Here is a 14,144-nt window from a genome sequence, read left to right on the forward strand (position 1 = left end):
ATGACGGCGCCACTGCCAGCGGGAGCGGGGCGGTACGCCGCCGCGATCGCGCCGTGGATCGAGGGCGAGGGCGGTCAGGCGCCAGCCCGCCCGGCGAGGGCGGTGAGGATCCGGTCCATGCTGAGGCTCGCCCCCGCCTCCCCCTCCGGGTCGTCGGAGCCGACGGGCGGGGGCGCTCCCGGTCACCCGTAGGACAGGTTGGAACACACGTCGTCGTCCGCCGACCGGGCCGTGCCCGCCACCTGGCCGGGCACGGCCGTGGGCACCGGCGTGGCAGGCGCCGCCGTCCCGGCGGCGGCCGGGTCGGCCGCGTACGCCTGGCCCAGGGTGACGGTGACGCCCGGCGTACCGGAGGGACGCAGTTCCGCGCCGGGGAACAGACGGGCGACGGTCCGGGCGTGGTCCTGCTGCCCGGGACCGTAGGCGACGGTCGTGGCCGCCCCCTGGCGGGAGCGGCTGTTCGCGGTGCCGGTGACGGTGAATCCGCTGCCCTTGAGCATCTCGGCCGCGCGGGCGGCCAGGCCCGGCGTCGCGGTGCCGTTGCGCACGGCCACGCTGATGCCCGAGCCGGACACGGGGGACGGGCCGGCGGCGGCCGGTGCGGGCGGCTTGTCGTCCTGCCTGCCGCGCGCGTTCCGGCCGTCGATGGTGCGGTCGTTCCTGATCGCGTCCCACAGGGCGTCCGCGTCGGGGTGGACGATCGCCACCCGGTTGCCCTGGTACTGCCAGGGCAGGGTGACGAACTTGGTGTCGTGGAGGTCGATGTCCTTCATCGACATCGCGAAGGAGAAGAGCTTGCGGGCCGAGTCGAGGCCGGGGTCGACCGTCATGGACTTGGTGGCCGCGTCCGCCAGCGGCAGCAGGGTGGTGGGGTTGAAGCCCTGGCCCTTCACCTTCTTGATGAGGGCGGCGACGAACGCCTGCTGCCGCTTGATGCGGCCGATGTCGGAGCCGTCCCCTGTGCCGTGCCGCAGCCGCACGTAGTCCAGGGCCTCCTGGCCGGAGACGGTGCGCGGGCCCTTGGGGAAGATCAGCAGGCCCTTGGAGCCGAGGTTGGGGTTCAGATCGCCCTGGTAGACGTCGTCGGGCAGGCAGACGTCGACACCGCCGACGGCGGACGTCATCTTCGAGAACCCCACGAAGTCCACGACGACCGTGTGGTCGACGCGCAGACCGGTCAGCTTCTCCACCGTGTTCTGCGTGCAGGCCGGATTGCCCTTCGCGGTGCGCCCGACCGAGAAGGCCGAGTTGAACATCACGCCGGTCTGCGGAGCCGTCCACGTGCCGTCGGGGAGCCGGCACGAGGGGATGTCGACGAGGCTGTCGCGGGGGATGGACACCGCGACGGCGTGCTTCCGGTCGCCGTAGACGTGCAGGAGGAAGGCGGTGTCCGAACGGCCGAAGTCGTCGCCTCCGCCGCCCATCCGCGCGTTGTCCCCGGAGCGCGAGTCCGAGCCGATGACCAGGACGTTCCGGCCGCCGAAGCCGGCGGCGGGACGGTCCTTCGAAAGGCCTTCCGCGCCGAAGCTGTCGATGTTGCCGTCGAACTCGTAGGAGAGCCAGGCCCCGGCCGCCGCCATCAGCACGACCGTGGACGCCGATATGGCGGTGATGAGCCGCACCCGGCCGCGACGGCGCTCCCGGGTGCGGATGGCCTGCCGGCTCTGGCGCCGCGGAGCCACCGATGTGCCTGTCATATGTGCGCTTTCGTCCGCGTGGCTACCGGGAGGAACGGCCGGCTCGCCCCACTCGTCAGTTGTGCAGTTGCGCAATGTAGCAAGAGTCGGGGTGGTCGTGGCCTGCGATTTCCAGGAACCACCCGAGGGGGGAAGAGCCGACGGCCACGACACCGTCATCTGCGCCGATCCGGTGAACCCGGTGCCCGCGGGTGCGCCCGGCCGTCCGTCCTCGCCGGCCCGCGCCGACAGTGTTCTCCATGGACGACCGGCCCACGGGGTGGAGGACGCGGATACCGCGCGAGCGCGCGCGGCCGCGATGGGTACGGGAGTCGCCCGTCTCCTGGCAGTTGGCGGTGCTGACGGTCTGTTTCGGCGGCTTCATGAGCCAGCTGGACGCGAGCATCGTCACCCTCACCTACCCGAGCCTGGAGCGGGAGTTCGGCGAGCGGCTGGCCGCCGTGCAATGGGTGTCGCTGGTGTACATGCTGGTCACCGCGGCGGTGCTGGTCGCGGTCGGCCACGTGTCGGACGTGCTGGGCCGCAAGCTCGTCTACCTCCACGGCTTCGGCCTGTTCGCGCTCTCCTCCGCCGCCTGCTCCCTGGCCCCCGACCTGACGACCCTGGTGTGCTTCCGCGGCGTACAGGCGCTGGGAGCGGCCATGCTGGCGGGCAACAGCGTGGCCCTGGTCAGCCTGGTCGCCCCGCGCGAGAAGCTGCGCACCGCGCTGGGCATGCAGGCGGGCGGGCAGGCGCTGGGCCTGGCGGTCGGGCCGACGCTGGGCGGGGTGCTGGTGTCGACGGTGGGCTGGCGCTGGGTGTTCTGGATCAACGTGCCGGTCGGCGTCCTGGCGACGCTGCTCGGCCGCTATCTGCTGCCCCGGACCGTCGAACGGGCCGGCGGTGCCCGCTTCGACCTGCGGGGGACGGTCTGGCTCGCGGTGGCGTCGGCCGCGCTGCTGGGCGGGGTCTCGGTGTTCTCCGGCACGCCGCTGCCGGGCTGGTCCGGCGTGGTGCTGCTCGCGGTGTCGGCGGCGGCGTTCCGGGGTTTCGCCCGGCGCGAGGCGCGCGCCCCCGAACCCTTGGTGCCGCTGTCGCTGCTGGGGGACCGGCGGGTCGGATGGGGGCTGGTGGGGGCCCTGGCCGGGTACCTCGTCCTCTTCGGGCCGCTGGTGCTCGTCCCCCTGGTGCTGACGCGGCACGGGGGGAGCGAGATGCGGGCGGGTCTGCTCCTCGGCGCGCTGCCCGCCGCTTTCGCGCTCGCCTCCAACCTCCAGGAACACCTGCTTCCCCGGCGGTGGAACGGTCGGCGCCGCGCTCTGACCGGGGCCGCGCTGTCCATGGCGGGGCTGCTGGGACTGGCGTTCGCCGCCCCCGTGGACCGGTGGCTGATCTGCTGGCTCGCCGTGCTGGGCCTGGGGCTCGGCCTGTTCACCCCGTCCAACAACGAGGCCCTGATGCGGGCCGTGCCGCGAGAGCTGTCCGGCACGGGAGGCGGCATGGTCAACACGGCCCGGGCCCTGGGCACCGCTCTCGGTATCGCCGTCGTCACCCTCACCCTCGAACTGGGCGACGGCCGTGGCGCGGGCTCGGTCCTGCCGCCGCTCCCCGTCCTCACCCTCGCCGCCGCCGCGGCTCTGGCGGGCGTGGCGACGCTGCGGGCGGGGCGGTAGGGGCGGCCGGGTTCCGCGGGTGGCCGGTTCTGCGTATGGACGGCTGTCCGCGTATGGACGGTCGCCGCCCGCAGGGCTAGTCATGACCACGACATGATGCGCGCTCGTGACCGAATCAGGAAGGGGATCATCCATGTCATCCCGACACGTGGTGATCGGTCTCACGCTGACGACGACGCTGCTCACCGGAACCGGCCTCGCCACGGCCGCGCCCCGCGACGCACGACCGGCGGACACCGGCAACGCCGCCGCGACCTCGCTCCAGAGAGCCCATCAAGGCGCCCTCACCCTCGGCGCGCGGGTCCGGGCCGGGGTCGTCAGGATCGCCAGCCTTTACGGGCCGACGCCCGGCCAGTGCCTCGACGCGGACGCCAACGCGGGCGGCAACGGCACCAAGGTGCAGGTCTGGAAGTGCAACGGCAGTGGCCAGCAGGCGTGGATCTCCTGGGACAACGGGGCGGTGGAGAGCGTCCGGTTCCGGGGCATGTGCCTCGACGCCGACACCAACGGCGCCGGCCGCAACGGCACCAGGGTGCAGCTGTGGCAGTGCAATGGAACGGCACAACAACGCTGGTTCGGCTTCCGGAACGACCTCGCGCTCTACAACGACCTGTTCTACAACGGCGGCAACACCGTCCTGGACCGCGACACCAACGTGCCCGGCGACGGCGCCCGGGCGCAGCTGTGGGCCAAGAACTTCCAGTCCCAGCAGTGGTGGCGCATCGACCCGGCCTGACCACGAAGACGGGGGTGTTCCGCCGTGTTCGTCACGGCGGAACACCCCCGGGGGCGCGCTATCGGGCCGTCAGCCGCGGCTCAGCGCGTTCCCTCAGCGCCGTTCCCTCAGTGCGTTCCCTCAGTGCTGCGGGTGGCGGCCGACGCGGTCGTAGCGCTGGTTGTTCGTCCTGACGGACTTGTCGATCGACGTGCTGTTGTCGATCGTGGTGCTCCTGTCGACCGTATTGCTTACCTGGGACTCCGAGGTCTGCCCGCAACGGTTGTGGTTGGCCTGCTGGACGTTGGAGAGGTCCGCCGTGCCGCCCTTGCCGCCGTTGGCCGTCGCCCCCTGGTGCTGGGCGCCGTTGGTCGAACCGGAGCCGCCGCTGCCCGGGCCGCCGGCGCCGACGCCGCCCGTGCCGGGACCGCCCGAGGCCGGGCCGCTGGTGCCGCTGCCGCCCGAGGCGTCCGGGCTGCCGCCGCCGAAGACGCTGCCCCCACCGCCGGCACCGGCCGAACCGCCGCTGGCGTCACCGCTGGAGGCGTTGCCACCCGAGCCCGTGCCGCCGGCGCCGGAACCACCCGTCCCGTCGCCGCCCACGCCGACACCCAGGAGGTCCTGCGCCTGCCGCACCACCGCCGTTCCGCCGGAGGCGTCGACCAGGCTGGCGTTGTACGGGTTGTTGCAGTAGATGTTCGTGTAACCCTCGCCGTGCCCGGAAGCGGCCGAGGCGGTTCCGCAGCCGACACCCATGGTGGTGACGACGAGCGTGGCGGCCGCGGCGACCCGCTGGATGATGCTCACAGGATTCCCCTCCAGTCGACGCCGGCGCACGTATGACCGGCGTACTTTCACTTCGAGTTAACTGCCGACCGGTGGAAGGGTGACGGGTTAAATGTGATGCGTCACCTTTACGGCATTCACCCACCCCTCCCTGGGGGCTCGAATGCCCTGAGCGACACGGCGAGATGACGGAGCGTTACCTCCCCGTCGGGAGTTCGCGCCCGTACGCGAGCAGCAGGAGCTCCTGGGCGGGCCTCGCCACCGTCCTGCCCGCGCCGTACGACCACTCGAGGTCGGTGGCGCGCAGTTCGACGCCGTCGAGCTTCGCCTTGAAGAACCGGAGCGTGCGCGGCTGGACGGTCCCGAACACGATCCGCAGACGCTCCTCGGGGACCCGGCGGCCGAGGCCGAGGGGGACGGTGATGTCCAGGCCGTGGACCACGTCGTGCCCGAGCGCCGCCGGGAGGCCGCCCACCGGAGGCGTCCAGGGGTGACGGGCGTTGTCCCGCAGCGCCTGGGCGATCTCGCGCGGGGACAGGGCGGCGGCGTCGCGGCGCGCGAGGCGGTCCGTCATCTTGTGGAGACCGCCGCCCGACCGGACGAGTTCCAGCGCCGTCCTGCCGAACGAGTACCGGAAGCCCTGGCTCATGTGGGCGGCGACCTCCCGCACCCGCCAGCCCGCGCACAGCGAGGGCGCGTTCCACTGCTCCTCGGTCAGGCCGTCGAGGACATCGGCGAGTTCACACCGCTCCGACGCTATCGCCGTACGGACATCCATCGTCACGCTCGTCATGACCACCAGCCTGATCGAGCCACCGGCCAGAAGTCCAAGAGCGGGTACTTCTCGCCACTAGAATCCCCGCTTATGGAGCTCCGTCAGCTGAAGTACTTCCTCACCGTCGTCGAGGAGGCCAACTTCACCCGCGCCGCCGCCCGCCTCCACCTCGCCCAGCCGGGGGTGAGCGCCCAGATCCGGCAGCTGGAACGAGAGCTCGGGCAGACCTTGCTGGACCGCACCGGCGGCACCGTGACGACGACCGCCGTGGGCGAGGCGGTCCTGCCCTACGCCCGGGCGGCGCTCGCGGCCGTCGAGGGGCTGCGGCAGACGGTGGACGAGTTCACCGGGCTCATGCGGGGGCAGGTCACCATCGGGCTCGTCTCGGGCGCGGTCGCCGACGGATTCGAAGTGGCCACCGTGCTGGCCGACTTCCACGAGGACCACCCACGGGTCGAGATAGCGCTCACCGAGGACACGTCCGAGCGGATGCTCGCGGCCCTGCGCCTCGGCGAACTCGACCTCGCCGTCGTCGGCCTCGCCGGTCAGGGCCCCCTGCCGGGCGTCGATCTCCAGGTCGTCGTCGACACGCCGCTGGTCGCGGCCATGGCCCCGGACGATCCGCTGCTCGCGTCCGCCGGTCGCGCCGTGCTTCCGCTGAGGGCGCTCGCCGACCGTTCACTGATCAGCCTGCCTCGCGGCACGGGTCTGCGCGCGGTGCTCGAACACGCCTGTGAGCAGGCCGGGTTCGAGCCCCGCATCGCCTTCGAGGGCGCCGCGCCGAAGCTGCTGGCCCGGCTCGCCGCCCGTGGCCTCGGGGTGGCCGTCCTCCCCGAGCTGCCGCCCGAGGAGGCCGCCGCGCTGGGCCTGCGCACCCTTGCCGTCACCGATCCGGGGCTCCGTGGCCGGGTCGCCCTCGCCTGGCCGGCGGACGGCCCCGCCGCCCCGGCGGCCAAGGCCCTCCTCGCGCGCATGCGCCAGGCGTTCCCGCCGGCCCGCTCCACGCCGGTCTGAAGGAGCCGCTCCGAAGAAGCCGCGGCCGGTTCCCACTCGCCCGTCCGGCGCGGGTCGTGACGTGGCCGTTGTGACCTGCTGGCGTGACCTGCCGGGCGACACGGTCGCCCGGCGTCCCGCACGTCTGACGCGGGCGGCAGGACCCGTCCGCTTCGACGGCACCGACACTTGCTATATTGCGCAACTATGCAATCCGGAATGCCGACGGCAGACCAAAGGGCCGACCCGCCGCGCCCCCGTATACGGACGACGCGGCGGGTGCCGACCCCTCGGGGCCCCGCGGCGGCCGCGCGGCACGGGAGGAGACGCTGCGGGTCGCGGGCGCGACCCCGTAGAGCGGCCCTGACCGCCGCCCTCACCGCCCTCGCGCTGCCGGTGGCCGGGATCGCCGTGGACGCGCTGACCGGTTCCGCGCCCGGCCGGGCTTTCGTGGTGACAGCGGTCGTCGCCGCGGTTCTCGCGGCCGCGACCTGCTCACGGGCGGGCGCCTGGTGGGTGGCGTACGCCCCGCCGCTGGTGGTGGCGCCGGTTACGGCGGTCGCCGAGGGGCTGAGCGGCGGCGCGGCGGAAGGCCACGGCAAGGGGTTCGCGACCGCGGCCGTGCACTGGGCCGTCAACGCCTTCCCGGCGATGGCGGCGGCCGAGGCCGCCCTCCTCGCCGTGCTGGCCGCGCGATGGATCCGGTCCCGGCGGACCACGAGGAGGAACGGTGCGTGAAGAGCAGGGTGCCGCACGGCACGGCGTCGAGGGGGCCGGTGGGCGGAGGCGAGGCCGGCGACGACCCGCCCGGCACCGGGGCGGCGGACGTACACCCCGCCGTACGCCCCGCGCGGTCGTCGCCGGGCGGGTCGTCGCCGGCCTCGCCTCCGCCGCCGTCCTGGCGACCAGCGGCGTCTCCTGGGCCGCGTACCGCTGGATCACGGGCGGTCTCCACACCTCCGACGCCCTCGACAGGGTCGGGCGGAACGCGCCGAGGCATCTCGACGACTCCGTCAACCTGCTGCTCATAGGCCTCGACTCCCGCAAGGACATGAACGGCGACGACCTGCCGAAGGAATTCGTCCAGGACCAGCTCCACGCGGGGTCGAGCGACATCGGCTACTACAACACCAACACCCTGATCCTGATGCACATCCCCGCCGACGGGGGAAAGGTCCAGGCGTTCTCCATCCCCCGGGACGACTACGTCCAGACCTTCAACGGCGACGGCTCGCCCCAGGGGCACTTCAAGATCAAGGAGGCGTATTCCCACGCCTACACCGGTGCCCGGGAGCGGCTCTACCGGGAAGGCGTACGCGGCAGTGATCTGGAGGCCGGGAGCAGGGAGTCGGGCCGGGAGGCGACCCTGGCCACCGTGCAGAAGTTCCTCGGGGTGCCGATCGACCACTTCGCCGAGGTCAACCTGCTGGGCTTCTACGACATCGCCAAGGTGCTCCAGCCGATCCAGGTGTGCCTGAAGCGCCCGGTGCGCGACCGCTACTCCGGCGCCGACTTCCCCGCCGGCCTCCAGGAGCTGGACCCCAAACAGGCGCTGGCCTTCGTCCGCCAGCGGCACGGGCTGGACGGCGGCGACCTGGACCGGACCCACCGGCAGCAGGCGTTCCTCTCCTCCGTCACCCACAAGCTCAAGACCCAGGGCGTCTTCGACGACCTGGGCAAGTTGCGGGGTCTGTTCGGGGTGGTGAAGAAGGACCTGGTCGTCGACAGCAAACTGAACGTGATCGATTTCGCCCGGCAGGCCGGCAACCTCACCGGCGGCAACGTCGAGTTCAACACCTTGCCGACGGAAGGGCCGGCGAACCGCAACAACGAGGAAGTGGAACTCGTCGACCAGGACAAGATCCGGGCCCTCGTGCGGGAGAGGATCGGCGGGTCCACCCAGTCCCCGTCCTCGTCCCCGTCCCTGTCCTCGTCTCCGCCTTCGTCTCCGTCCTCGGCCACGGCCTCGTCCCCCTCCTCGTCGCCGGGTGGCGGCTTCGCGGGCGAGTCGGTGAAGGAAGGCGGTATTCCTTGTGTCAACTGATGCGCTACCAGGGCACGACCTGTCCCTTGTGGTCAAGGAAGTGGAGGCCGGGCTTCCCCTGCTGGCGCTCGATCGTCTCCGCCACCCCCGGAACGCTCTCCTCCACGCTGAGATCGGCGTCGGGCCCGCCGAGTTCGGTGCGGACCCAGCCGGGGTCCATGAGCAGCAGCGTCCGCGTGTCCTCGGCGTGGCGGGCGGCGTAGCAGCGCATCAACTGGTTCAGCGCGGATTTGCTGGCCCGGTAAAGGTCCTGTCCGCCCTCGGTGTTCAGGGAGACGCTTCCCTGGGCGGAGGACATGACGCCGATGGTCCCGGTCGGCGCGACCAGCGGGTCGAGGGACTCCACGACGCGCATCGGGCCGAGCGCGTTGGTGATCATGACTTCGGTGAACATGTCCGTCGGGACCTCACCGATCGGGATGTCGCCGCGTGTGATGGCGGCGTTGACGAAGAGCAGGTCGAGAGTGCGTCGTGCCAGCCGGTCGCGCAGCGCCGAAACCTGCTGCGGCTCGGTCATCTCCAATGACTCGACGGTCAGCCGCCCTCCCGACGCTTCGGCCAGGTCGTGGAGGCCGGTGCGCCGGCTGCCGCGGACCGTGCCGATGACGTCCCAGTCGCGACGGAGGAGCTCGGCGGCGAGCCCGAGGCCCAGGGTCCGTGAAGCGCCGACGACGAGGGCTGTCCTGCGGGCGTTGTGCATCTGATTCCTCAAGCAAGTAGGGGAGTTCGGGGTGTCGCGAACGCTGCAAGTCTCCGCGTGGTACCGGCCGGGCGTCCAATACCCTTCGGACCGGATTGATACCGTCACGGCATGAATCTGGACGTGGAATTGGATCTGCGGAAGCTCCGCTATTTCGTCGCGGTGGCCGAGCACCTGCACTTCGGCCGGGCGGCACAGGCGCTGTTCGTCGCCCAGCCGGTCCTCAGCCGGCAGATCCGCGCGTTCGAGCGGGAGCTGGGATGCCCGTTGTTCACGCGTTCTACGCGCAGCGTCGAGCTGACGGCGGCGGGGAAACAGCTGTATGACGAGGCGTCAAGGATCACCGCGGTGGTGGACGTGGCGCTGCGGCGCGTGCGCGAGGCCCACCGGGGCGAGCAGCGGCTCGTCGTCGGCTTCTCGCCCGGCCTGCACGTGTCGGACGCGATCCGGGCGTTCACGGCGAGGCATCCGGAGGTCGAGATCGATGTCTTTCCGCTGCGCTGGTGGGAACGGGACGCGCCGCTCCGCGACGGCCGCGCGCACGTGGGGTACCTCCGGCGCCCCTTCGACGACTCGGGGCTGCGCACCGTCCCCATCGGTCACGAGACCAAGGTCGCGTGCCTGCCCGTGACGCATCCCCTGGCCGACCGCCACGCCCTCACCCTGGCCGATCTCGACGGTGAACCGGTCCTCGACGGCAGGACGGGGCGCCCGTCCTCGCTGGAGGAGAAGTTCGAGCTCATCGCCTCCGGACAGGGCATCGCGCTCGTCCCCCTCAGCGTCGCGCGCTCGTACTCCCGCCCCGCCCTCGTCTACGTGACGGTCACCGACGCCCCGCCCGTCGAGACGTGTCTCGCGGTACTGGAGAGCGGTCGCACCGGCCCCGTGCCGGACTTCCTGGACATCGCCACCGCGACGCTGCGCTCCGCGCCGCCGCTCCGTCCCTCGTGCTGATCGCCCCTGGTCCTTGATCAGGGGTGCGTCAGGGGTGGCTCAGGGGCGTTACCGGATGCCGGGCCGGGCCCGGCGCCGGAATCATGATCTTCATGACTTCGAGCTTCCTCTCCCGCCGGGCCCTCGTGGGCGCCGCACTGTCCGCCGCTCTCCTCGCCGGTGCCACCGCTCCCGCCGCGTTCGCGGCCACGCCGCAGTCCGACGTCTCCACGGCGGCCGGGCCGGCGAGGTCCGTCGTGCCGCCGCTCGACACGGCGGCCCTGCGCGCGGCCATCTCCGACCTGGACCACCCGCAGGCCACGGCCGCACAGCTGAGAGTCGGCGGCAGGGCCGGCCAGTGGTACGGCACGGCGGGCGTGGCGGACATCAGGACGGGCGCGCCCGTCCGGGCGGACGACACCTTCCGGGCGGGCAGCATCACGAAGGTCTTCGTCGCGACGGTGGTGCTCCAGTTGTCGGCGGAGGGCCGGATCGACCTGGACAAGCCGGTCCAGGACTACCTGCCGGGCCTGCTCCCCAAGAGCTACGCGCCCATCAAGGTCTCGCAGCTCCTCAACCACACCAGCGGCCTGCCGGACGAGAGCGACGCGGGCATCCCGAAGAGGGACACCCCGGAGCGGATCCTGGAGCACCGCTACGACCAGTGGACGCCCAAGGAGATCGTGGCCACCCTGCCCGACGGCCCGATGAAGTTCACGCCCGGCACGAAGCAGGAGTACCGGGGGATGAACTACGTCCTGGCGGCCATGCTCATCGAGAAGACGACGGGCAAGCCGTACGCCAAGGCGATAGGCGAGCGCGTCCTGCGTCCGCTGGGTCTCCGTCACACCTCCTTCCCGGGCGACGACCCGAAGATCCACGGCCCGCACGTCCACGGATACCTGGCGATGTCGGACGGCACGCTGAAGGACGCCACGGAGTTCGACCAGTCCGAGGCCTGGGGCGAGGGCGAGCTGATCTCCACCACGGGCGACCTGGACCGCTTCATCACGGCCCTGTTCACCCCCGGAAAGCTGCTGCCCGAGGCGACGCTCGACAAGATGTTCACGCTGCCGGGCGCCGACGTGCGGTTGCCGGACGGCTCCCCGGCCTCCTACAGCATGGGCCTCCAGACGGTGACGGTGAACGGAGTGACGCTGTGGGGCAAGACGGGGGAGAGGTACGGCTACAACTCGGCGGTGGTGGCGACGCGGGACCTCCAGCGCAGGGTGGCGTACTCCTGGACGCCCACACACCGGGACAAGTCCCAGATGGAGATGGTGCTGCGCATAGCGGACGCGGTCACCAAGCCGGCGTCCCGTCCGGCCGGTCAGGCGGTGAACGCCGGGTAACAGGCGCACCTCGCCCGAGGGGGCGTAAGCCGTGGGGCGTGAGCCGTGTCTCACCGTGCTCGGGCCACTTGTCTATGAAACGAGTTGCATAGAGGATCCCGCGTATGGCGCTCGAGCACGCGATCCTCGTCTCTCTGCTGGAGAAGCCGGGCTCCGGCTATGAGCTGGCCCGGCGCTTCGACCGGTCCATCGGCTACTTCTGGACCGCCACCCACCAGCAGATCTACCGCGTCCTCAAACGGATGGAGGGGGACGGCTGGATCGACGTCCATGAGGTGTCACAGCAGGGCAAGCCGGACAAGAAGCATTATTCGGTCGCCGCTGCCGGGCAGGCCGCTCTCTCCGACTGGCTCCACGAGCCCATCGAACCCGAGAGCGTCCGGCACGACCTCGCCGTGAAGATCCGGGGTGCCGCCTTCGACGACCCGGCAGCCCTGATCCGCCAGGTCGAGCGGTACCAGCAGGCGCACTCCGAACGGCTGACGCACTACCTCGCGGGCGAGCTGCGCGACTTCACCGGCCCCGATGCCCCCGCGCACCTGGACGACATGCGGGAGCTGCAGCACGTCGTGCTGCGCGGCGGCATCGCCTACGAGCGGATGACGCTCGCCTGGCTGGAGGACGTGCTCGCCACCCTCCGCCGCATCCAGGCGGCACGGGCCGCCGAGCGCCCGGGCCCGTAGGGCCGCACCCACGCCCCCACCGACAGCGCCACCCCACACCGTCCACCACCCCCGACCCCAGCCGGAAAGGCGACCCGCCATGGCCGACCCGCTTCTCTTCAACCCGCGCACCTACGACCCCGCGCACTTCGACCCCGAGACCCGCAGACTGCTGCGCGCCACCGTCGACTGGTTCGAGACGCGCGGCAAGCGCAAGCTGATCGAGGACTACCGCTCCCGCGCCTGGCTGTCCGACTTCCTCGCCTTCTCCGCCAAGGAGGGCCTGTTCGCGACCTTCCTCACCCCCGCCGCGGCCGCCGGCGACAGCGAGGACAAGCGCTGGGACACCGCCCGCATCGCCGCCCTCAACGAGATATTCGGCTTCTATGGGCTCGACTACTGGTACGCCTGGCAGGTCACCATCCTCGGCCTCGGCCCGGTCTGGCAGAGCGACAACACCGCCGCCCGCACCCGTGCCGCCGAACTGCTCGACCAGGGCGAGGTGTTCGCCTTCGGCCTGTCGGAGAAGACCCACGGCGCCGACATCTACTCGACCGACATGCTCCTCGAGCCCGACGGCGAGGGCGGCTTCCGGGCCACCGGGTCCAAGTACTACATCGGCAACGGCAACGCCGCCGGCCTCGTCTCCGTCTTCGGCCGCCGCACCGACGTCGAGGGCCCCGAAGGGTACGTCTTCTTCGCCGCCGACAGCCGCCACGAGGCGTACCACCTCGTCAAGAACGTGGTCGACTCCTCGAAGTACGTCAGCGAGTTCCGCCTGGAGAACTACCCCGTGGCCGCCGCCGACGTCCTCCACACCGGGCAGGCCGCCTTCGACGCCGCCCTGAACACCGTCAACGTGGGCAAGTTCAACTTGTGCACCGCCTCCATCGGCATCTGCGAGCACGCGATGTACGAGGCCGTCACCCACGCCCACAACCGCGTCCTCTACGGCCGCCCCGTCACCGCCTTCCCGCACGTGCGCCGCGAGCTGACCGACGCCTACGTCCGCCTCGTCGGCATGAAGCTCTTCAGCGACCGCGCCGTCGACTACTTCCGCACCGCCGGCCCCGACGACCGCCGCTACCTGCTCTTCAACCCCATGACGAAGATGAAGGTGACGACCGAGGGCGAGAAGGTCATCGACCTCATGTGGGACGTGATCGCCGCCAAGGGCTTCGAGAAGGACACCTACTTCGCCCAGGCCGCGAGCGAGATCCGCGGCCTGCCGAAGCTGGAGGGCACGGTCCACGTCAACCTCGCGCTGATCCTCAAGTTCATGGGCAACCACCTGCTGAACCCGGCCGAGTACGCGCCCGTCCCCACGCGCCTCGACGCGGCCGACGACGCCTTCCTCTTCCGGCAGGGACCGGCCCGCGGCCTGGGCGCGGTGCGCTTCCACGACTGGCGCACCGCGTACGACGGCTACGCGCACCTGCCGAACGTGGCCCGCTTCCGCGAGCAGGCCGACGCCCTGTGCGCCTTCGTCACCACCGCCGCCCCCGACAAGGAGCAGAGCCGCGACCTCGACCTGCTCCTGGCCGTCGGCCAGCTCTTCGCCCTCGTCGTCCACGGCCAGCTGATCCTCGAGCAGGCCGCCCTCACCGGCACCGAGGAGGACGTCCTGGACGAGCTGTTCGCCGTCCTCGTCCGCGACTACTCCGCCCACGCCGTCGAGCTGCACGGCAAGGACTCCGCGACCGAGGAGCAGCAGGCGTGGGCCCTCGGCGCGGTCCGCCGCCCGGTCGTCGACGCGGCCCGCTCGGCGCGCGTCTGGGAGCGCGTCGAAGCGCTGTCGGGCGCGTACGAGATGGCCCCGTAAGCACGCCTTCGTA

The 14,144-nt window shown here is 71.7% G+C and carries 13 protein-coding genes; 9 read left to right on the forward strand and 4 right to left on the reverse strand.

The genetic code is table 11. The annotated features are described in order from the left end of the window. Positions 1 to 182: 182 nt before the first annotated feature. Positions 183 to 1,697: an LCP family protein gene (locus IE096_RS27725; RefSeq protein WP_189456286.1), complete on the reverse strand. Its 1,515-nt coding sequence runs from the start codon at positions 1,695 to 1,697 to the stop codon at positions 183 to 185. A 239-nt stretch (positions 1,698 to 1,936) separates the two neighbouring features. Between IE096_RS27725 and IE096_RS27730 the strand changes: the two genes are divergently transcribed. Then, positions 1,937 to 3,349 (forward strand): MFS transporter, encoded by a 1,413-nt coding sequence (locus IE096_RS27730; RefSeq protein ID WP_189456287.1) that lies wholly within the window; start codon positions 1,937 to 1,939, stop codon positions 3,347 to 3,349. Between the two features lie 133 nt (positions 3,350 to 3,482). Beyond that, entirely contained in the window at positions 3,483 to 4,085 is a 603-nt protein-coding gene (locus tag IE096_RS27735; protein WP_189456291.1) for a ricin-type beta-trefoil lectin domain protein, read from the forward strand. Positions 4,086 to 4,205: 120 nt separating this feature from the next. Here IE096_RS27735 and IE096_RS27740 read toward each other — a convergent pair whose 3' ends face one another. Together IE096_RS27740 and IE096_RS27745 are read right to left on the reverse strand one after the other, a co-directional pair. Continuing rightward, positions 4,206 to 4,871, reverse strand: a complete 666-nt coding sequence (locus IE096_RS27740; RefSeq protein ID WP_189456293.1) for a hypothetical protein — start codon at positions 4,869 to 4,871, stop codon at positions 4,206 to 4,208. 175 nt (positions 4,872 to 5,046) lie between these two features. Next, entirely contained in the window at positions 5,047 to 5,643 is a 597-nt protein-coding gene (locus IE096_RS27745) for a maleylpyruvate isomerase family mycothiol-dependent enzyme (RefSeq protein ID WP_229820658.1), read from the reverse strand. A 72-nt stretch (positions 5,644 to 5,715) separates the two neighbouring features. On the opposite strand from IE096_RS27745, the gene IE096_RS27750 reads away from it, so the two are divergent. The 3 genes from IE096_RS27750 to IE096_RS27760 all read left to right on the forward strand — a co-directional run bounded on the left by IE096_RS27750 (position 5,716) and on the right by IE096_RS27760 (position 8,662). Continuing rightward, positions 5,716 to 6,639, forward strand: a complete 924-nt coding sequence (locus tag IE096_RS27750; protein ID WP_189456295.1) for a LysR family transcriptional regulator — start codon at positions 5,716 to 5,718, stop codon at positions 6,637 to 6,639. Between the two features lie 258 nt (positions 6,640 to 6,897). Further along, on the forward strand, positions 6,898 to 7,356 hold the full coding sequence (locus tag IE096_RS27755; RefSeq protein WP_189456297.1) for a DUF6542 domain-containing protein: 459 nt from the start codon (positions 6,898 to 6,900) through the stop codon (positions 7,354 to 7,356). Further along, a complete protein-coding gene (locus IE096_RS27760) occupies positions 7,349 to 8,662 on the forward strand; it encodes an LCP family protein (RefSeq protein ID WP_189456299.1) in 1,314 nt (437 codons plus the stop codon). Before IE096_RS27755 ends, IE096_RS27760 begins: the two co-directional genes overlap by 8 nt. 4 nt (positions 8,663 to 8,666) lie before the next feature. Here IE096_RS27760 and IE096_RS27765 read toward each other — a convergent pair whose 3' ends face one another. Further along, positions 8,667 to 9,362, reverse strand: a complete 696-nt coding sequence (locus tag IE096_RS27765) for an SDR family NAD(P)-dependent oxidoreductase (RefSeq protein ID WP_189456301.1) — start codon at positions 9,360 to 9,362, stop codon at positions 8,667 to 8,669. Between the two features lie 123 nt (positions 9,363 to 9,485). On the opposite strand from IE096_RS27765, the gene IE096_RS27770 reads away from it, so the two are divergent. From IE096_RS27770 to IE096_RS27785, 4 genes are all read left to right on the forward strand, one after another. Further along, entirely contained in the window at positions 9,486 to 10,316 is an 831-nt protein-coding gene (locus tag IE096_RS27770) for a LysR family transcriptional regulator (protein ID WP_189456452.1), read from the forward strand. A 92-nt stretch (positions 10,317 to 10,408) separates the two neighbouring features. Further along, positions 10,409 to 11,647, forward strand: a complete 1,239-nt coding sequence (locus IE096_RS27775) for a serine hydrolase domain-containing protein (RefSeq protein WP_189456303.1) — start codon at positions 10,409 to 10,411, stop codon at positions 11,645 to 11,647. Positions 11,648 to 11,751: 104 nt separating this feature from the next. After that, positions 11,752 to 12,330, forward strand: coding sequence for a PadR family transcriptional regulator (locus tag IE096_RS27780; RefSeq protein ID WP_189456305.1), 579 nt, complete (start codon positions 11,752 to 11,754; stop codon positions 12,328 to 12,330). A 79-nt stretch (positions 12,331 to 12,409) separates the two neighbouring features. Next, complete coding sequence (locus IE096_RS27785; protein ID WP_189456307.1) at positions 12,410 to 14,131, forward strand: acyl-CoA dehydrogenase family protein; 1,722 nt, start codon at positions 12,410 to 12,412, stop codon at positions 14,129 to 14,131. The last annotated feature ends 13 nt before the right edge of the window (positions 14,132 to 14,144 follow it).

Source organism: Streptomyces abikoensis, assembly GCF_014648775.1.
GTDB lineage: Bacteria > Actinomycetota > Actinomycetes > Streptomycetales > Streptomycetaceae > Streptomyces > Streptomyces abikoensis.